We start from the raw sequence: 19119 nt of genomic DNA, 5'->3' as shown, positions 1-19119 counted from the left end.
AACCCGTTCCACTACCGGCCCGGGCCGCCGCGGGCGCGCCACGCGTCGTAGGCGATCGTCAGCGCGCCGTCCGCCATGAGCACCGCGCCCGCCACCGCCCAGCCCCGCCGGGACCCGCGCCCGCGCCGGGCGAAGACCAGCAGCGACAGGCCCGTCGCGAGCTCCGCGGCGCCCAGCGCCCGTGCCTTCGGGCCGCGTATCCACTCCCCCAGCAGGCCCTGTTCCGAGGCGTCGAGGCCGGTCCGCACCGCCTCGCGCCATCCGGGCCACTCCACCGGCTCCGCCGCCGGGGCCGCCCCGGCCGCCGTCCGCAGTTCCCGCGCGGGCGAGCCCGGGGTGAGGCCCGCCGGCAGCTGCAGGCCCGCGCGGGCGAGCACCGCGATGAGACCGAGCACCCGGGCCGGGGCGTCCGCGTCGGAGTCCGGGTGCGTCAGCCGGTCGAACGCCTCGGCGTCCAGCACCGGGTCGAGGCCGAGCCGGGCCCGCAGGGCCGTCAGCGCGCTCTCCTCCCCCAGCGGGGAGCCGTCCGCGAGCCAGGTGTGGCCGACCGTGCGGCGGAAGCCCGACGCGACCACGAAGCCCGCGCCCTCCTCGTCCCACCACAGTCCGACCGCCGGCCAGGTCTCGGCGACGGTCAGGGCGTGCGCCCACTCGGCCGTGATCGCGGCGAGGTTGGTGTCCTCCTCCTGCCAGGACTCCTCCCCCGGCACCAGCACGCTCCACCCGTCGCCCGCCGGGGCGAGGAGCAGCGGCTCGCGCAGGAGCTGCGCGGACGGTCGGACACGGTCGGGCTCGGCCCGGCAGAGCAGCAGTACCCCCGCCGCCCGGCTGTGATCAGTAGCGGACATGCGTCAACGCTAAGCCACGCCGACGCCCCTTGACTTCCCCGGACCGCGATATATCGTGTTGAGTCCAAGACGCGATATGTTGCGTCGTGGCCTGCTTCCCGAGGAGGGCCGGACATGCCGGGCCAGTCTGAGTGGTCGATCGCCGATCCGCACAAGCTCACGTTCGAGGAGCCGGTCACGGCGCTGAAGGTGCGCATCGCGGGCGGCACCGTCAACGTCGTCGGCACCGACGGCGGCCCCGCGCGACTCGAGCTGTCCGACATCGAGGGGCCGCCCCTCGAGGTCACCCTCGAGCGCGGCACCCTCACCGTCGCCTACCGGGACCTGCCCTGGAAGAACTTCCTCACCTGGCTCGACCCCAGGACGTGGAAGCACAGCGTCACCGTGACGCTGACCGTCCCCACGGCCACCCGCGTGGAGGTCGGCGTCGTCGGCGCCACGGCCGTCGTCTCCGGCATCTCCGGCGCCACGGACGTCCGCGGTGTCTCCGGCGACACCACGCTCGTCGGCGTGAGCGGCGCGGTCAGGGCGGAGACCGTCACCGGGGGCCTGCAGGGCCAGTCCCTCGGCGGGGACCTGCGCTTCAACTCCGTCTCCGGCGACCTCACCCTCCTCGACAGCGCCGGCGGCACGGTCAGGGCCGAATCCGTCAGCGGCGACATGCTCGTCGACGTGTCGGGCTCCGTCGCCGACCCCACCCTCAGCCTCACCAGCGTCTCCGGCGAGGTCGCCGTGCGACTGCCGCACCCCGCCGACGCCGAGGTCGGCGCCGAGGTGGACGCCAACACCACCAGCGGCCGGGTCTCCTGCGCCTTCGAGGACCTGCGCATCAGCGGGCAGTGGGGCGCCAAGCGCATCACCGGCACGCTCGGCGCGGGCCGCGGGCGGCTGAAGGTCACCACCGTCTCCGGTGCCGTCGCGCTGCTGCGGCGCCCGCCGTCGCAGGACGAGCCCGCCGACGCCCCCGCCCAGGGAAAGGTCCTCTGATGCCTCCCGTCTTCGCCCACGGCCGACTGCGCCTGTACCTGCTGAAGCTGCTCGCCGAGGCGCCGCGCCACGGCTATGAGGTCATCCGCCTGCTGGAGGAGCGCTTCCAGGGGCTGTACGCGCCCTCCGCCGGCACCGTGTACCCCCGGCTGGCCAAGCTGGAGGCCGAGGGCCTGGTCACGCACGCCACCGAGGGCGGCCGCAAGGTGTACTCCATCACGGACGCCGGCCGGGCCGAACTCGCCGACCGGCAGGGGGAGCTGGCCGACCTGGAGCTGGAGATCCGCGACTCCGTCGCCGCCCTCGCCGCGGACATCCGCGAGGACGTGCGGGGGGCGGCGGGTGACCTGCGGCGCGAGATGCGGGAGGCTGCGCGGCAGGCGCGCACGGATGCGGGGGGCGCGGGGGGCGCCGGGGGCGCCGCGAGCGACTACTTCGCCGGGGCGAAGGAGGAGCTGCGGCGGGCCAGGGAGGAGTGGAAGGAACAGGCGCGCCGGGCGAAGGAGGAGAGCCGCCGCGCCCGCCAGGAGGCCCAGAGCGCCCGCCGGCAGGCATGGCAGGCGCGGGAAGAGGTGCTGCGCGTACGGGAACAGGTCAAGGAGCACACGCGGCACGGGGACTGGCCCTCGGGAATCGTGGAGGGCGTGGGCGCCCTGGCCAAGGAACTGGGCGCCCTGGCGGGCCAGTCCGCCTCGAAGGAGCCTCTGCGTGAACTGGACCGCCTGCTGGACCGCTTCCGGGACGAGGTCCGGGACGCGGCGCGGGACTTTGGCGTGACGGAGACTCAGCTGGAGGATGTGCGGGCCCACTTGGGTGACGCCGCTGTGCGCGTGGGTGCGGTGCTGCGTGAGGGCCGGGGGCGGGACGGCGCGGGGCCTTCTGGGGCTGCGTGATTTACGGGCCGTACGCGGCGTTCCCCTACGGAACCCCGCACTTGGCCCGCAAATCACGCTTTACGCCCCTGCCAGGCCCCACACCGCCCCACCCCCTCCCGTTGTGGGCAATCGTTCCGCCGCCGCCCCCCCGTTGTGGGCAATCGTTCCGCTGGGCTGGGGGCACCTCCCAGCGGTAGCTGGGGGAGGGTGGGCACAACGGAACCACCGGCCTGCACCGCCCCCCGGTTCCTACCGTGACGTCACCGTCACGGTGACCGTCCCCCCGCCCGCCAGTGACCGCACCCGCACCGTCCCCGCCTTACCCGGCGGCACGGATGGAGCCTCCGCCCACGCCGGCCCGGACACAGTGACCCGCCAGCCCCCCGCAAGGGCCGGCACGGAAACCTCCGTCACCCCCCAGGAACCCGGCACGTACTCCACCCGGTACCGCCCCCTCTCATACGACTCCGACCGCACCACCCCCGCCACAGCCGCCACATACGGCCGCACCGTCCGCTCCTTGTTCGGCTGGAACCGCCCACCGTCCCGCTCGAGCGCGCAGTACCCACCCCCGTAGCACCACGTCCAGCTCGCCCAGCCGGAGGCGTACCGGCCGATGGAGGCGATGGCGTCCTCGTAGAAGCGGCCCATGTTGGGCAGCCCGCTGTTGAGCGGGCCCCACTCGCCGACCACGATCGGCACCCGGTGCTCGCGGGGGTAGTGGACGATCTCCGCCTCGTAGCGCTCCAGCCAGCCCGACGCGGGGTCGTAGTCCCGGCCCGCCTCCATCGCGGCGTTGTAGAAGTGCGGCGCGTAGACCACCTTCGGGTCGTCCACGCGGCCCAGGCCCGTGCGCTTGCCCTCGCCGGCGGCCGGGGTGGGCTCGATGAAGAGCCAGTGGCGCCGGTCGACCTCGCGTATCGCGTCCGCGATGCGGTTGTACATCGGAGTGACCTGCGTGGCCTCGATGCGGCGCGCGGCCTCGAACATGTCCTCGCCCGGCCGCATCCGGCCCATCGGCTCGTTGATCAGGTCGTAGCCGAACACGGCGGGGTGGTGTGCGAAGCGCCCGGCCAGGACCCGCCACATGCGGGTCTGTGCGCGGCGCAGGTCCTCGTCCTCGTAGAGGTGCTCGAAGGCGGCCTGCACGGCGGGCTCGAAGTATTCGGCGAACCAGTCGTCCGGGTGCGGCTTGTAGGGCAGGCCGTCGGTGCGTGTGGCCCAGGCGGGGATGCCCCGGTGGGTGCCGAACGCCGGGCCGTAGATGTCCTGGTGGGCGTCGATGACGACGCGGATGCGATGGCGGGCGGCCCAGTCGAGGACCCGTTCGATCTTGCGCAGGTAGCGCTCGCTGTAGCGGCCGCGCTCCGGCTCCAGGTCGTCCCAGAACACCGCCAGGCGGGCGAAGTTGAAGCCGTGCGCGGCGAGGTCGCGCAGGGAGCGTTCGGTGATGTCGTCCAGGGCCCGCTCGCCCCGGTTCTCCTTGTCGGCGAGGTTCCAGCCGCGCAGGGTCAGCGCGCGGCCGGACTCATCGGTCAGCCGGGGTATGCCGGGGTCAGTACGGGCCTCGGCCGTGGGGGCGAGAAGTGCCAGGACAGCGGTTACGGCGAGGAACGCCGCCGTGCGCAAGCGTCTCTTCGGCATCCGTCGTTCATACCGTCAGGACCACCTTGCCGAACAGATCGCCGCTGGACATCTTTTCGAAGCCTTCGCGGGCCCGGTCGAGGGGCAGCACGGAGTCGATCAGGGGGCGTACGCCCGTGGTCGCGCAGAGGCTGAGGAGGTCCGCCAGCTCTTCCTTGGTGCCCATCGTCGAGCCGACGACCTTCAGCTCCAGGAAGAAGATGCGGGTCAGCTCGGCGGCCGCCGGCCGGTCGCCGCTGGTGGCGCCGGAGATGACGAGCGTGCCGCCGGGCTTGAGGGACTTCACCGAGTGCGACCAGGTGGCCGCGCCCACGGTCTCGATGACGGCGTCCACCCGGTGCGGGAGCCGTGCCCCCGCCTCGAACGCGGCTTCCGCGCCCAGCTCGACGGCCCGCTTGCGCTTGGCCTCGTCACGGCTGGTCGCGAAGATCCGCAGGCCGGCCGCGGCGCCCAGGACGATGGCCGCCGTGGCCACCCCGCCGCCGGCGCCCTGGACGAGGACGCTCTGGCCGGGGCGGACGTTCGCGTTGGTGAAGAGCATGCGGTACGCCGTCAGCCAGGCGGTGGGCAGGCAGGCGGCCTCCTCGAAGGAGAGCTCCTTGGGCTTGGGCAGCACGTTCCAGGCGGGGACGGTGACGCGCTCGGCGAAGGTGCCCTGGTAGCGCTCGGTGAGGATCGAGCGGGGCTCGTCGGGGCCCACGCCGTGGCCCGTCTGACCGATGACGGAGTGGACGACGACCTCGTTGCCCTGCTCGTCGGTCCCGGCGGCGTCGCAGCCGAGGATCATCGGCAGTGCCCCCTCGCCGAGGCCCACGCCGCGCAGCGACCACAGGTCGTGGTGGTTGAGCGAGGCGGCCCTGACGTTGACGGTCGTCCAGCCGGGCCGCGCCTCGGGCTCGGGGCGCTCCCCCAACTCGAGGCCGTTCAGCGGCTGGTCACGGTCGATGCGTGCGGCGTAGGCGGCGAACATGAGCCGAACCTAGCCCCCGGGGCACAGGGAGGGAACGTCGCGGCGGTGTGACACGCGCCGCGTCCGTCCAGCGGTCCCTCCCGCAACGGGCGTATTGGGCGCGGAGGACGGCCGTCCTCGTTGACCGGGCCGCGAGCGGCGCGGTTGGCTTCCGGCTTGTCCGCACATGACATCCCGTAAGGGAGAGAAATGCGTTACCTCAGACGTACCGCCGCGCTGACCTTAATGGGCGGCTGCGCGGCCTTCCTGCCCGTAACCGCGGCGGCGGCCGCCGGGGACGGGCACCGAGCGCCCCGCACCGAGCGGGTGAGCGTGGCGGCCGACGGCGCCCAGGCGGATGCCGAGTCGGCGGGCCGGATCAGCGCCGACGGCCGCTATGCCGTCATCGAGTCCTGGGCCACCACGCTGGTGCCGGGAGGCGGGGAGAAGCAGGGGCACGTGTACGTGAAGGACCTGCGCACCGGTGCGCTGCAACGGGTCAGCGTGGCGAGCGACGGCCGCCCCGCCAACGGGAGCTCGGGGCACGCCTCGATCAGCGGGAACGGCCGGTACGTCACCTTCCACTCGGGCGCCACCAACCTGGATCCGCGCCAGACCGGCTGGACGGACGTCTACGTCCACGACCGGGCGACGGGCCGGACGACGCTCCTCGTCGAGAAGGGGCAAAAGGACCGGGGAACGAGTTCCAGTCCCGTCATCAGCGCCGACGGGCGCTACGTCGCCTTCGTCTCCGACCGGGACGACCTGGTGCCCGGCGACACCAACGAGCAGAAGGACATCTTCGTCCACGACCGGCTGCGCGGCACCACGAAGCGGGTGAGCGTCGCCGGAGACGGCACCCAGGCCGACGGGTTCTCCATGGATCCCGTGATCAGCGCCGACGGGAGCAGGGTCGGCTTCCGCACCGCCGCCACCAACCTCGGCGGCACCGTACCGTCGAGCGGGAAGCCGCGCCCGTTCTGGTTCTACGTGCGCGACCTGCGCAACGGACGGACGGAGCTGGCCGCCGCGAACCGTGACGGCAAGGCCGCGAAGGTCTACGGCGGAATGAGCCTGAGCCCCGACGGCCGCCACGCGCTGTTCCCGTCGTACGACAGCGGCATCGTGGCCGGCGACACCAACGGGCAGCGGGACGTCTTCGCCAAGGACCTGCGCACCGGCGTCACACGGCGCATCAGCCTCGCGCCCAACGGCTCGCAGGCGAACGGCTCCTCCGACGCGGCGGTGATGAGTGCCGACAACCGGCGGGTGTTCTTCCAGTCGGAGGCCACCAACCTCGTGCCGGGCGACACCAATGGCGTCGCCGATGTCTTCGCGAGGGACCTGCGGACCGGCAAGGTCGAGCGGATCAGCACCGGGCAGGGCGGGCTGCAGGGCAACGCCTCCTCGGGCGAGGTCAGTGTCGATCACTCCGCCCGCACGGCGGTGTTCCTCAGCGGGGCCGACAACCTCGTGCCCGGCGACACCAACAAGACATCCGACGTCTTCCTGCGGAGGCTGAAGTGATACCGGACCGTTCACGTCGCGCCGCGAGACGCGGCGTCGTCCTGGCCGCAGCGGCGGCGAGCTGCGTGGCCGTGCTGCCCACGGCGGCGGCGTCCGCGGAGCACCGCGCGCCGCGCACCGAGCGGGTGAACGTCGCAGCGAGCGGCGCCCAGGCGGACGCCGAGACCATCGGCGCGAGCGTCAGCGCCGACGGCCGCTACGTCGCCTTCGAGTCCCTGGCGACCACGCTGGTGCCCGGCACGACCTCGGCGGGCCGCCGCATCTACGTCAAGGACCTGCGGACCGGCCGGATCGAACTGGCCAGCGTCGCCGGCGACGGGACCCTGGCCGACAACCAGTCCTGGACGGCCTCGATCAGCGGGGACGGCCGCTACGTCGCCTTCGACTCGGAGGCGACCAATCTGGCGCCGAACCGTAATCCCGGCGGGTACTACGACGTCTTCATCCGCGACCGGAAGACCGGCCGGACCGAGGTCCTCGTCGAGAACAAGGGCACGAAGCCCGCCCACAGCGCGTCCCCGTCCATCAGCGCCGACGGCCGCTACGTCGCCTTCACCTCCAACCGCGACGACCTGGTGCCCGGCGACACCAACGGGCAGACGGACGTCTTCGTCCGCGACCGCGTGAAGGGCACGACCAAGCGCGTGAGCGTCACCAGCGACGGCGGTCAGGCGGACGGCTTCTCCGTCTCCCCCGTGATCAGCGCGGACGGCAGCAAGGTCGGCTTCAAGAGCCTGTCCGACCTCGCCCCGGAGACGGAGAAGGGGCTGTGGAAGCCGCGGGCCCGCACGTTCTACGTGCACGACCTGCGCACCGGGCGCACCGAGCTGGCCGCCCGGCGTCTCGACGGCGGCCCCGCGGCGGCCGACAACAGCATCGGGCTGAGCCCCGACGGGCGTTACGCCCTGTTCTCCAGCGGCTCGGCCGAGGTCGTGAAGGACGACACCAACGGCAAGGCGGACGTCTTCGCCAGGGACCTGCGCACCGGCGTCACCCGGCGGCTGAGCCTCGCCGCCGACGGCTCCCAGGCCGACGGCGCCTCCTACGGCGCGGTCATGACCGCCGACAACCGGGTGGTCTTCACCTCGGGCGCCGCCAACCTGGTGCCGGGGGACACCAACGGCAGCGACGACGTGTTCGTCCGGGACCTCACGACCGGTGCCGTCGAGCGGATCAGCGTCGCGCACGACGGGGCGCAGGCGAACGCCCACTCGAGCGTCGACGCGGTCGACCTCGCCGGACGCACGGTGGTCTTCGGCAGCGGGGCGGACAACCTCGTGCCGGGCGACACCAACAAGGTCTACGACCTCTTCGCGCGCCGTCCGCGGTGAACGCGACGGGGGCCGGACCGCAGCCGGTCCGGCCCCCGTACGACCGCCCCGACGTCGGGGGCGGCTCAGCGCGCTAGCGGCGCGCGACGCCCTCGGCGCGTGCGGCGGCGGCGACGGCCGCCGTCACGGCGGGGGCGACCCGCTCGTCGAAGGGGGACGGGATCACGCACTCCGCGCTCAGCTCGTCCGCCACCACGGCGGCCAGCGCCTCGGCGGCGGCCAGCTTCATGCCCTCGGTGATGCGCGAGGCACGCACCTGCAGGGCGCCGGCGAAGATGCCGGGGAAGGCGAGCACGTTGTTGATCTGGTTCGGGTAGTCGCTGCGGCCGGTGGCGACCACGGCCGCGTACTTGTGGGCGACGTCCGGGTGGATCTCCGGGGTGGGGTTGGCCATGGCGAAGATCAGTGCGTTCTTCGCCATCCGCGCGACCGCCGGCTCGGGGACCGTGCCGCCCGAGACGCCGATGAAGACGTCCGCGCCGTCCAGCGCGGTCTCCAGGGAGCCGGACAGGCCGGCCTTGTTGGTGAAGCCGGCGAGCTCGCGCTTGACGTCGGTGAGGTCCTCGCGGTCCTGCGACACGATGCCCTTGCGGTCGCAGACCGCCACGTCGCCGATGCCGGCCCCGACCAGGATCCGGGCGATGGCGACTCCGGCGGCGCCCGCGCCCGAGATCACGGCGCGCAGGTCGCCGAGCGCACGGTCGGTCAGCCGCGCGGCGTTGCGCAGGGCCGCGAGCGTGACGACGGCGGTGCCGTGCTGGTCGTCGTGGAAGACGGGGATGTCCACGCGCTCCTGGAGCTTGCGCTCGACCTCGAAGCAGCGGGGGGCCGAGATGTCCTCCAGGTTGATGCCGCCGAAGGACGGCGCGAGGCGGGCGACGGTCTCGACGATCTCGTCCACCTCCCGGCAGTCCAGCGCGATCGGCACCGCGTCCACGCCGCCGAACTGCTTGAAGAGGATCGCCTTGCCCTCCATCACGGGCAGGGACGCCTCGGGACCGATGTCCCCCAGGCCGAGGACGGCGCTGCCGTCGGTCACGACCGCGACGACCTGGGACTTCCAGGTGTAGTCGTGGACGAGCTCGGGCTGTTCGGCGATGGCGCTGCACACCTTGGCGACGCCCGGCGTGTAGGCGAGGGACAGGTCGTCCTTGTCCCTCACCGGGACGGTCGCCTGGACCGCCATCTTTCCGCCACGGTGCAGAGCAAAGGCCGGATCGAAGAACTCCTCCTGAGCTCCGTCGTCCGCACCACTGCCGCTGGGAGGATTCACGATCTCCGCTGCCACTTTTGACCCCTTTGTCGAAATTCCTGTCGAGGGTAGCCGCCCCTGAGGTGTGGGGGCGGGTCGGGCACCGTGTCCGCGGCCCGGGAGGTCGGATGACCACCACGGGGGGCGTGCGGACACCGGACGCGCCGCACACACGCGCCCTGAGCCCCGGATGAGGGGTGTAGCTGGCATTTCTATCAAATGAGCGCTACGGCCGACGAGTGAGTTCCGGCTCGATGCGGCACGGCCCCCCGCCCGGATGCCGTCCGGAACGTGTCAACTGGTGACGGATGCGCCGGGGTGTCCAGGAAGTGAGACGGCGCGAGCGTGATGTGGGTCTCGTGATCAGAAGGTGCACAGAAGAGACACCGGAGGCAAAAGGGTGCGAACCGTTGTGTACGACCTGTCGATCACCCGTTATCCGATTTTGACATGGCTGGCCCCCCGAATGGGGCAGTCCGGATGGCAAGATGCGCAGACCGCACGAGGTCGCGGCTCACGAGGAAGTGTGCTGCGGCATCTGCCGTGTATTGCGTGATTGCAGCGTTACCAGTCGGATATCCCCCCTCACCCGCAGGAGGACCAGCAATGACCGCAAGCACCACCCCCCGCCCGACCGCTGCCAGGAGTCGTTTGGCCGCGGCCGGCGCGATCGCGGTCGCCGGCACCCTGCTGCTGACCGGCTGTGGCGACCAGCGCGACAAGACGACCTCCGGCAACGGCGCCGCGACCGCGAAGGGCTCCGACGCCCCCCTGTTCGGCAAGCTGCCGAAGAAGGTCCAGGACGCCGGCGTCCTGAAGGTGGGCTCCGACATCGCCTACCCGCCCGTCGAGTTCAAGAAGGACGGCAAGGTCGTCGGAATCGACCCCGACATCGCCGCCGCCATGGGCAAGGAACTCGGCGTGAAGGTCGACTTCCAGAACGGCACCTTCGACGCCCTGCTGACGGGCCTGCGTTCCAAGCGGTACGACATCGCCATGTCCGCGATGACCGATACCAAGGACCGCCAGGAAGGCATCGACCCCAAGACCAAGAAGAAGGTCGCCGAGGGCGTCGACTTCGTCGACTACTTCAACGCCGGTGTCTCGCTCTACACCAAGAAGGGCGACACCAAGGACATCAAGAGCTGGGAAGACCTCTGCGGCAAGAAGATCGCCGTACAGCGGGGCACCGTCTCGCACGACCTGGCCAAGTCCCAGTCCGAGAAGTGCGAGAAGGACGACAAGGACACGATCGCCATCGAGGCGTTCGACACCGACCTCGAGGCCCAGACCCGGCTGAAGGCCGGTGGCGTCGACGCCGTCTCCAGCGACTTCCCCGTCGCGGCCTACGCGGTGAAGACCTCCGGCGGCGGCAACGACTTCGAGTCGGTCGGCGAGCAGGTGGAGGCCGCCCCGTACGGCATCGCCGTCTCGAAGGAGAACGCCCAGCTGAGGGACGCGCTCAAGGAAGCCCTTGAAGCGATCATCAAGAACGGTGCGTACGAGAAGGTCGTCAAGACCTGGGGCGTCGACGCCGGCGCCGTCAAGGAAGTCAAGATCAACGGCGGTTCCTGACCCGCTTGCCTCCCTGTCCCCCCTCGTACGGCAACGCTGAAAGGCATCATCCGTGACTGCTTCCCCCGACAAGCCCGACAAGCCGGAGCCCGAGTCCACTCCGGAGCCCGAGGTCGAGGCCGCGTCCACGCCGGAGCCCGAGTCCGAGACCGGGCCCGCGAAGAAGGCCGGGTCCGAGCCGGAGTCCGCCGACAAGGCCGCCTCCGAGCCGGAGCCGGAGTCCGACTCCGAGCCCGAGCCCGAGTCTGCGAAGAAGGCCGCCGAGGCCAAGCCGGAGGCTGAGGCCAAGGCCGAGCCCGAGGCCAAGGCCGAAGCCAAGGCTGAGGCTGAGCCCGAGGCCGAGCCCGCCGACAAGGCCGCCGCCGAGAAGGTCTCGACCGAGAAGGCCTCCGCCAAGAAGGCCTCCGCCAAGAAGGTCTCCACCGAGAAGGCGGCCGACAAGGCGGAGCCGGCGGACAAGCCCGCCCCGGCCAAGACCTCCGTCGCGCCCGAGGCGATCAAGGCGATCCCGGTCCGGCACTACGGACGGTGGGCCTCCGCCGTCATCGTCCTGGCCCTGCTGGGCCTGCTGGTGAACGCCTTCGCCACGGCGAACGTCAACTACAGCGCCATCCCGGACTACCTCTTCGACTCCACGGTCCTCTCCGGCCTCGGCAAGACCGTCCTCATCTCGGTCCTCGCCATGGTCCTGGGCCTGGTCCTCGGCGTCGTGCTGGCCGTGATGAGGCTGTCGAAGAACCCGGTGACCTCATCGGTCGCCTGGGGATACATCTGGTTCTTCCGGGGCACCCCGGTCTTCGTCCAGCTGCTGCTGTGGTTCAACCTCGCGCTGATCTTCCCGTACATCAACCTCGGCCCGATCTACCGGGACGAGATGAGCGACTTCATGACCCCCTTCATGGCCGCGCTGCTCGGCCTGGGGCTCAACGAGGCCGCGTACATGTCGGAGATCGTCCGCGCGGGCATCCAGTCGGTCGACGAAGGACAGACCGAGGCCTCGCACGCGCTGGGCATGAACCAGAGCAAGACGATGCGCCGGATCGTGCTGCCGCAGGCGATGCGCGTGATCGTGCCGCCGACCGGCAACGAGTTCATCAACATGCTCAAGACCTCGTCGCTGGCGGCGAGCGCGGCGCAATACCTCGAGCTGCTGCGCTCCACGTCCGACATCGGGCAGACCACCGGTGCGACAGTGGAGATGCTGTTCCTGGCCGCCACCTGGTACCTGATCCTGACCAGCGTCTTCAGCGTCGGCCAGTTCTACCTCGAGCGGCACTACGCCCGTGGCTCGCTGCGCAGCCTGCCGCTCACCCCGTGGCAGAAGGTCAAGAAGAACCTGTCCACCTTCAGCCACCGTTCCCCCGGAGGTGTCAGCGCATGACCGCGATGGTGAAGGCCGAGGGCGTCCACAAGTCCTACGGCGCGGTCCAGGTCCTCAAGGGCATCGACCTCGAGGTCGCCCCCCGTGAGGTGTTCTGCCTCATCGGCCCCTCCGGCTCCGGCAAGTCCACGTTCCTGCGGTGCATCAACCACCTCGAGCAGATCAACGCGGGCAAGCTGTACGTCGACGGCCAGCTGGTCGGCTACCGCCAGCAGGGCAACAAGCTGTACGAGCTCAAGGACAGCGAGGTGGCCCGCAACCGCCGGGACATCGGCATGGTGTTCCAGCGCTTCAACCTCTTCCCGCACATGACGGCGCTGGCCAACGTCATGGAGGCGCCGATGCAGGTGAAGGGCGAGACGAAGGCGGTGGCCCGGGAGCGGGCCCTGAAGCTGCTCGACCGCGTCGGCCTCGCCGACAAGGCCGGCAACTACCCCACCCAGCTCTCCGGCGGCCAGCAGCAGCGCGTGGCCATCGCGCGGGCGCTGGCGATGGAGCCGAAGCTGATGCTCTTCGACGAGCCGACCTCGGCGCTCGACCCCGAGCTGGTGGGCGACGTCCTGGACGTCATGCGCGGCCTCGCCGAGGACGGCATGACGATGATCGTGGTCACCCACGAGATGGGCTTCGCCCGCGAGGTCGGCGACTCCGTGGTCTTCATGGACCAGGGCGTCGTCGTCGAGTCGGGCAACCCGCGCGACGTGCTGACGAACCCCCAGCACGAGCGCACGAAGTCCTTCCTGTCGAAGGTGCTCTGACCGGCACCGGCGCTCCACGGAAAGCCCCGCGGCGCGGGGGTACGGCCTCACCGGCCGTACCCCCGCGCCGTTTCCGTTTGCAGCAAACCACCCCCGGTTTGTAATACCCTCGAAGGAGGAACGGGCATTACGGAACGGCCGCGCCCGACCGCTCTCCGCGACCACAGCCTCTGCATAAGGACCGACAGTGGAACTGGCCTCTTACTCGGACTTCGCCGTGCGGCTGGTCAACACCGAGCAGCCGGCCCGGGGCGTCGACACGCTCACCTCGCTGGAGGCGGCGCGCGAGCTCTTCGGCCCGGCGGCCCAGTCCGCCCGCCGGCTGACCGACGGCGACCTGACCCGGCTGCGGTCGGTGCGGGGCCGGCTGCGCGCGGTCTTCGAGGCGGCGGCCGAGGGCGACGAGGTACGGGCGGTGGACCTGCTCAACGCGCTGCTGATGGAGTTCCCGGTCAGCCCGCAGATCTCCGGGCACGAGTACCGCGACGAGGACGGCCGCCCCAAGTGGCACATGCACATCGCCGACCACGCCGCCAACGCCGGAGCCACCTACACCGCCACCGCGAGCATGGGTCTGGCCGTCCACCTCACCGAGTACGGCGTCGACCGCCTGGGCATCTGCCAGGCCACGCCCTGCCGCAACGCCTACCTGGACACCTCGACCAACCGCTCGCGGCGCTACTGCTCCGACCGCTGCGCCACCCGCGCCAACGTCGCGGCCTACCGCGCCCGCAAGCGCCTGGAGAGCGAGCGCCCGGGAGACCCGGCCGACGACGGGGCGGAGCGTACGGACCGTACGGCCGAGGCCGCCCACGACAGCAGCGCCCCCGCCGACCGCTGACCCGCCCGCGGGGGCCGGCGCAGCCGCACCCAGGCCCGGGCCACCACGAACTCCTCCGGCACCGTCCCGAACTCCCGGCTGTCGTTCTCCACGAGCGGATTGTCGCCCGTCACCCACCAGCCGCCGTCGCGCCGCTCGACCGCGCGCTTGACGATCAGCAGGTCCTGGCGGAACGGGTGCCGCAGGACCACCACGTCACCGGGGCGCACCACCGCCCCGTACCGCACGACGAGCTGGTCCCCGGGGTTCAGCGTCGGGACCATCGAGGGGTTGTAGACCTCGGCCAGCCCGATCCGCAGCAGTCCGCGGCGCTCGCGGTCCACCTCTTGCCCGCGTTCGTCCACTTGCTCCTGCACCACGGCACCTCCGCGTCCGTTCCTCCACCAGTCCCAGACTGACACTGGACTTTTGCCCTGGGCCCCCCGGGGCACTCGAGAAAAGCCTTCCCGCACCGAGTAATCTCGCACCTGAGAAGACGATCACGAGGAAGGACAGCTCATGCTTTCCCGCCTGTTCGCCCCCAAGGTGAAGGTCAGCGCCCACTGCGACCTGCCCTGCGGTGTGTACGACCCGGCCCAGGCCCGCATCGAAGCCGAGTCGGTCAAGGCCGTCCAGGAGAAGTACCTGGCAAACGAGGACCCCCACTTCCGCGCCCGCGCCACTGTCATCAAGGAGCAGCGCGCGGAGCTGGCCAAGCACCACGTCTCGGTGCTGTGGAGCGACTACTTCAAGCCTCCGCACTTCGAGAAGTACCCCCAGCTGCACCAGCTGGTCAACGACACCCTCAAGGCCCTGAGCACCGCGAAGGCCTCGACGGACCCGAAGACGGGTGAGAAGGCGCTGGAGCTCATCGCCGAGATCGACCGCATCTTCTGGGAGACGAAGAAGGCCTGACCGGCCTTCGTCCGGCTCCTGCCGAGGGCGCCCACCGACCTGTTCGGTGGGCGCCCTCGCGCGTGTCGGTGCCTCAGGCGGGGTCGATGGTCCCCCTGAGGCCCCGCCGCGCGGCGGGAAAGGTCCCACGTGCGGTCACCCGCCCGTAAGCAGCGCTTTCCCGTCCGGCCACCGCCGGTCGTGAGCATGCCATGCATGACCGAAACGATCACTGCGCGCCGCGCGGCCGGCGTGGCCGTCGCCGCACTCGCCACCGTCTGTGCGACCACCGTCTCCGCCGAGGCGGCCGTCCCCCGCGAGCCGGGCGCGGCCGCCACGGCCGCCGCGACCGGCGGCCCGGCCGGTCTCAAGGGCGTCGACTACGCCACCTGGCAGCGGGACGTGAAGGCGGCCATCGACGAGGCGACGCCCTACGTCACCGAGCGCACCGCCACCGCACAGGGCCGCAAGCAGGCCATCGTCCTCGACATCGACAACAGCTCGCTGGAGACGGACTTCCACTGGGCGTCGATACCCACCCCCGCGATCAAGCCGGTCCTCGACCTGACCCGGTACGCCCACGCGCGCGGCGCGGCGGTCTTCTTCGTCACCGCCCGCCCCGGAATCCTCGACTCGGTCACCCAGTGGAACCTGCGCCGGGTCGGCTACCCCGTCAGCGGCCTGTACGTGCGCCACCTCCCCGACCTCTTCCAGGACGTGGGCACGTACAAGACCGCCAAGCGGGCGGAGATCGAGGCACAGGGCTACACGATCATCGCCAACATCGGGAACAACACCACGGACCTGACCGGCGGGCACGCGGAGAGGACCTTCAAGCTGCCGGACTACGACGGCAAGCTGTCCTGACCGCGGCGATGGCTCCTCTCAGTTCTGTCGTCGTGACCGGAAGCGCTCGAGCGCGACGATGCCCAGGGCCGCCAGCCCGATCTGGATGATCCACACCACCCAGAACAGGCCCTTGCGGTCGTACAGGCCCAGCGGATGGGCGAGCCACGCGCCCACGAACGCCGCCAGGAGACCGACCAGGACCGTCGCCAGCACCCCGATGTTCTGGCGCCCCGGAACGACCAGCCGGCCCAGGAGACCGATGATCGCTCCGATCACGATCGCACTGATAACTCCTGAGATTTCCATGCCCTCCCCCTTGTGACCGATTCCTGTCGATAGAGCTGCCCAACGCACGGTGGGTGCATGTCACACGGCCGGGCCGGTCGGCGGTGCCTAGACTGGGTCCTTCCCGGGCGCAGGGGCGCCCGACGGGGACGGGAGAGCGACAGTGACGGCAGGCGTCGGGAGCTTCGGAAGTTTCGAAGGGTCCTTCGACGACCCGAGCGACCCGTCGGCCGAGGTACTGGCCGAGGCGGCCGCCGCCTTCGGCCTGCTCGCCTCCTCCGCCCGGCTGCACCTGGTCTGGGCGCTGGCCCAGGGCGAGAGCGATGTGAGCGGGCTGGCCGAGCGGGTCGGCGGAGCGCTGCCCGCGATCAGCCAGCACCTGGCGAAGCTGAAGCTCGCGGGGCTGGTGCGCTCCCGGCGCGAGGGGCGCCGGGTGGTGTATCTGGTGGACGACCCCGACGTGGTGACGATCGTCCGGCTCATGGTCGGCCAGCTCGCCGACCGCAGGTCGAGCGCGGGCGCGGGCGCCGGCGCGGGCGCCGGACGCCTCCGTGGCCTGGGCGCCTGAGGCCCGTACGGCCCCCGGCGAGGGCGGCGGCACCACGCTGGAGGTGCTGCGCGCCCTGGCGAGCGGACCCCGCGGGCTCGTCGAAGCGGAAGCGGAGGCCCGCCTCCTGCGTCATGGCGGAAACGTCTTCCCCGGGCACCGGCCGGTCTCCTGGCCGCGCCGCCTCGCCCGCGGCCTGCGCGACCCCTTCACCGCCGTCCTGCTCGGCCTCGGCGTCGTCTCCGCGGGGACGGCCGCCTGGGGTACGGCCTGTGTGATCGCCGTCCTGGTCGCGGTCAGCTGCGCGCTGCGGGCCACGGGCGAGCACCGCGCCGACCGCTCGGCCGCCACGCTGCGCGACCTGGTCGCCGCGACGGCCACCGTGCGCCGCCGCGCGGGCGAGGACGCGCCACCGGCCACCCGTGAACTGCCGGTCGCCGAGCTCGTACCGGGTGACGTCGTCCTGCTGGCCCCCGGCGACCTGGTCCCGGCGGACCTGCGGCTGCTGCGCACGACGGGGCTGACGGTGCACGAGTCCGCGCTGACGGGCGAGTCGGCGCCGGTCGCCAAGTCGGCACCTGACCGGGCGTCCGGCGACGGTCCCGGCGACGACCGGCGCCACCTGTGCTTCCAGGGCAGCAGCGTCGCCTCCGGCACCGCGAGCGCGGTGGTCGTCGCCACCGGACGCCGCACGGTGCTCTCCGGCGCCCTTCCCGTGGCGCCGCCGGGGAACGGGCGGCGCGGGCGGCGGAGCGCCGGCCCCTTCGAACGTTCCGTCAACGGCATCGCCTGGATGCTCATCCGGTTCATGCTGCTCATCGCGCCCGTCGTGCTGGTCGCCGACGCGCTGCTGCGCGGGCGCGGGCTGCAGACGCTGCCGTTCGCGGTGGCCGTGGCCGTCGGGCTGACGCCCGAGATGCTGCCGGTGATCGTGACGACCGCGCTCGCGCGCGGCGCCGCGCTGCTCGCCCGCGACGGCGAGGTGATCGTCAGACGGCTGCCCGCCCTGCACGACCTCGGCGCGGCGGACGTGCTGTGCGTGGACAAGACGGGCACGCTCACCGAGGACCGGCCGGTCCTCGCCCGTGCCGTCGACGGGGACGGCCACGAGGACCCCGCGGTGCTGCACTGGGCCGCCGTCAACGCCCTGTGGACGCTGCACCTCGCGGAACTGCCCGTACCGGACGCCCTCGACGAGGCGCTCCTGGACGCGGACGCGACGGCGGGCGAGGAGTACGAAGGAGTCGACGCCCTCCCCTGCGGGCCCGGCCGCCGCCTGTCCACCGCCGTCGTACGGCGCCCGGGGGACGCCCGGTTCGCCCTCGCGCGGACCCACACCCTCGTGGTCAAGGGCGCCCCCGAGGACGTCCTCGACCGCTGCGCCCTGGACCCGGCCGAGCGCCAGCGCCTCGCCCGGCGCGCCGCCGCGCTGGCCGGCGACGGGCTGCGCGTCCTGGCCGTCGCCCGCGCCGAACGGCCCGCCCGGGAGCGCCCGTACACCGACGCCGACGAGCACGACCTGACCTTCACCGGCTTCGTCGGCCTGAGCGACGCGCCCGCGCCCACCGCCGCCCGCGCCCTGACCGCCCTCGCCCGGCGCGGGGTGACGGTCAAGGTCCTCACCGGCGACCACCCCGGCACCGCCGCCCGGGTCTGCCGCGAGCTCGGCCTGGCGCCCGGCACGCCGGTCACCGCCGACCGCATCGACGCGCTGGACGACGCCGCCCTGACCCGCCTGGCCGCCGGCACCACCGTCTTCGCCCGCTGCACCCCGGCCCACAAGGCCCGCATCGTGCGGGCGCTGCGCGCCGGCGGGCACACCACGGGCTTCCTGGGCGACGGCGTCAACGACCTGGCCGCCCTGCACGCCGCCGACGTCGGCGTCTGCCCCCGCGACGGGGTGGACGTGGCGCGCGAGGCGGCGGACGTGGTCCTGGCCTCGAAGGACCTCACCGCCCTGGACCGGGCGATCGTCACGGGCCGGCGCGCCACCGCCAACATCACCACGTACCTGCGGATCACGCTGTCGTCGAACTTCGGCAACGTCGTCGCCATGCTGGTGGCCGGGCTGATGCTGCCGTTCCTGCCGATGTTCCCGGCGCAGGTGCTGGTGCAGAACCTCTTCTTCGACGCCGCCCAGCTGGCCCTGGCCTTCGACCGGCCCGGCCCCGGCGCCGGTTCCCGCCCGGCGGTGCTGCGCCCGCGCGCCCTGCTCCGCTTCGTGACGGGGTTCGGGCTGCTGAACGCCGCGGCCGACCTCGCGACGTTCGCGGTGCTGCTGGGGGCGGCCGGGGAGGCGGCGTTCTCCGCCGGGTGGTTCACGGAGAATCTGCTGACGCAGGCGATGGTGATGCTGCTGCTGCGGTCGGGGCGGGTGCCGGGGCCGGTGGGCGTGGCGGTGGGGGGCCTGGCGGTGGCGGGCCTGCTGCTGCCGCTGTCCCCGCTGGGGGCGGCGCTGTCGATGTCGCCTCTGCCGCCGGCGTATTACGGGATGCTGGGTGCGGTGCTGGCGCTGTACGCGGGTTGCCTGGCGCTGGCGCGGCGGATTTCTTCCCCTACCCGCCCCTTCCCGTAACCGGGGGCTCCGCCCCCGGACC

Annotated in this window: 17 protein-coding genes and 1 pseudogene; 12 read left to right on the top strand and 6 right to left on the bottom strand. The window is 72.2% G+C overall.

Going from position 1 to position 19119, the window contains the following annotated elements; genetic code table 11:
* Positions 1–11: 11 nt before the first annotated feature.
* Positions 12–848, bottom strand: a complete 837-nt coding sequence (locus tag AB0G59_RS01855; RefSeq protein WP_071965656.1) for a hypothetical protein — start codon at positions 846–848, stop codon at positions 12–14.
* 114 nt (positions 849–962) lie between these two features.
* Between AB0G59_RS01855 and AB0G59_RS01850 the strand changes: the two genes are divergently transcribed.
* Both AB0G59_RS01850 and AB0G59_RS01845 read left to right on the top strand, forming a co-directional pair.
* A complete protein-coding gene (locus AB0G59_RS01850; RefSeq protein WP_360906923.1) occupies positions 963–1835 on the top strand; it encodes a DUF4097 family beta strand repeat-containing protein in 873 nt (290 codons plus the stop codon).
* Positions 1835–2728, top strand: coding sequence for a helix-turn-helix transcriptional regulator (locus AB0G59_RS01845; protein ID WP_360906921.1), 894 nt, complete (start codon positions 1835–1837; stop codon positions 2726–2728). Before AB0G59_RS01850 ends, AB0G59_RS01845 begins: the two co-directional genes overlap by 1 nt.
* Before the next feature lie 231 nt (positions 2729–2959).
* Here the strand turns inward: AB0G59_RS01845 and AB0G59_RS01840 are convergent, their stop codons facing one another.
* The gene (locus tag AB0G59_RS01840; RefSeq protein ID WP_360906919.1) at positions 2960–4354 is read right to left on the bottom strand and encodes a cellulase family glycosylhydrolase; all 1395 of its coding nucleotides are present in this window, start codon (positions 4352–4354) and stop codon (positions 2960–2962) included.
* Between the two features lie 7 nt (positions 4355–4361).
* Positions 4362–5324, bottom strand: a complete 963-nt coding sequence (locus AB0G59_RS01835) for a zinc-binding dehydrogenase (RefSeq protein ID WP_360906917.1) — start codon at positions 5322–5324, stop codon at positions 4362–4364.
* A gap of 189 nt (positions 5325–5513) precedes the next feature.
* Between AB0G59_RS01835 and AB0G59_RS01830 the strand changes: the two genes are divergently transcribed.
* On the top strand, positions 5514–6830 hold the full coding sequence (locus AB0G59_RS01830; protein WP_360906915.1) for a hypothetical protein: 1317 nt from the start codon (positions 5514–5516) through the stop codon (positions 6828–6830).
* A complete protein-coding gene (locus AB0G59_RS01825) occupies positions 6827–8161 on the top strand; it encodes a hypothetical protein (protein WP_360906912.1) in 1335 nt (444 codons plus the stop codon). The genes AB0G59_RS01830 and AB0G59_RS01825 overlap by 4 nt, the downstream gene beginning before the upstream one ends.
* Positions 8162–8234: 73 nt before the next feature.
* On the opposite strand, the gene AB0G59_RS01820 is transcribed toward AB0G59_RS01825, so the two are convergent.
* Positions 8235–9449 (bottom strand): NADP-dependent malic enzyme, encoded by a 1215-nt coding sequence (locus AB0G59_RS01820; RefSeq protein WP_071965227.1) that lies wholly within the window; start codon positions 9447–9449, stop codon positions 8235–8237.
* A gap of 570 nt (positions 9450–10019) precedes the next feature.
* Between AB0G59_RS01820 and AB0G59_RS01815 the strand changes: the two genes are divergently transcribed.
* From AB0G59_RS01815 to AB0G59_RS01800, 4 genes and pseudogenes are all read left to right on the top strand, one after another.
* Positions 10020–10988 (top strand): ABC transporter substrate-binding protein, encoded by a 969-nt coding sequence (locus AB0G59_RS01815; protein ID WP_360906910.1) that lies wholly within the window; start codon positions 10020–10022, stop codon positions 10986–10988.
* 496 nt (positions 10989–11484) lie between these two features.
* Positions 11485–12369, top strand: coding sequence for an amino acid ABC transporter permease (locus AB0G59_RS01810; protein ID WP_360907550.1), 885 nt, complete (start codon positions 11485–11487; stop codon positions 12367–12369).
* On the top strand, positions 12366–13127 hold the full coding sequence (locus AB0G59_RS01805; protein ID WP_360906908.1) for an amino acid ABC transporter ATP-binding protein: 762 nt from the start codon (positions 12366–12368) through the stop codon (positions 13125–13127). Before AB0G59_RS01810 ends, AB0G59_RS01805 begins: the two co-directional genes overlap by 4 nt.
* A 187-nt stretch (positions 13128–13314) precedes the next feature.
* Positions 13315–13803 (top strand): annotated as a pseudogene (locus AB0G59_RS01800) (ABATE domain-containing protein); the annotation flags it as partial.
* 44 nt (positions 13804–13847) lie between these two features.
* Here the strand turns inward: AB0G59_RS01800 and sodX are convergent.
* Positions 13848–14324, bottom strand: coding sequence for a nickel-type superoxide dismutase maturation protease (gene sodX / locus AB0G59_RS01795; RefSeq protein ID WP_360906906.1), 477 nt, complete (start codon positions 14322–14324; stop codon positions 13848–13850).
* 142 nt (positions 14325–14466) lie between these two features.
* Here sodX and sodN point away from each other — a divergent pair, with 142 nt between their 5' ends.
* Entirely contained in the window at positions 14467–14862 is a 396-nt protein-coding gene (gene sodN / locus AB0G59_RS01790; RefSeq protein ID WP_071962366.1) for a superoxide dismutase, Ni, read from the top strand.
* A 195-nt stretch (positions 14863–15057) separates the two neighbouring features.
* Positions 15058–15708, top strand: a complete 651-nt coding sequence (locus tag AB0G59_RS01785; protein WP_360906904.1) for an HAD family acid phosphatase — start codon at positions 15058–15060, stop codon at positions 15706–15708.
* Positions 15709–15726: 18 nt separating this feature from the next.
* On the opposite strand, the gene AB0G59_RS01780 is transcribed toward AB0G59_RS01785, so the two are convergent.
* On the bottom strand, positions 15727–15996 hold the full coding sequence (locus tag AB0G59_RS01780) for a GlsB/YeaQ/YmgE family stress response membrane protein (RefSeq protein WP_360906902.1): 270 nt from the start codon (positions 15994–15996) through the stop codon (positions 15727–15729).
* Positions 15997–16138: 142 nt separating this feature from the next.
* Here AB0G59_RS01780 and AB0G59_RS01775 point away from each other — a divergent pair, with 142 nt between their 5' ends.
* Together AB0G59_RS01775 and mgtA are read left to right on the top strand one after the other, a co-directional pair.
* Positions 16139–16543, top strand: a complete 405-nt coding sequence (locus AB0G59_RS01775) for a metalloregulator ArsR/SmtB family transcription factor (protein WP_360906900.1) — start codon at positions 16139–16141, stop codon at positions 16541–16543.
* The gene (gene mgtA / locus AB0G59_RS01770; protein WP_360906898.1) at positions 16527–19097 is read left to right on the top strand and encodes a magnesium-translocating P-type ATPase; all 2571 of its coding nucleotides are present in this window, start codon (positions 16527–16529) and stop codon (positions 19095–19097) included. The genes AB0G59_RS01775 and mgtA overlap by 17 nt, the downstream gene beginning before the upstream one ends.
* Positions 19098–19119: the final 22 nt, after the last annotated feature.

The organism is Streptomyces sp. NPDC021096, from assembly GCF_040641275.1.
Lineage (GTDB): Bacteria > Actinomycetota > Actinomycetes > Streptomycetales > Streptomycetaceae > Streptomyces.
The sequence above is the reverse complement of the archived record's forward strand: the minus strand, read 5'-3'. Positions and strand labels throughout refer to the sequence as shown.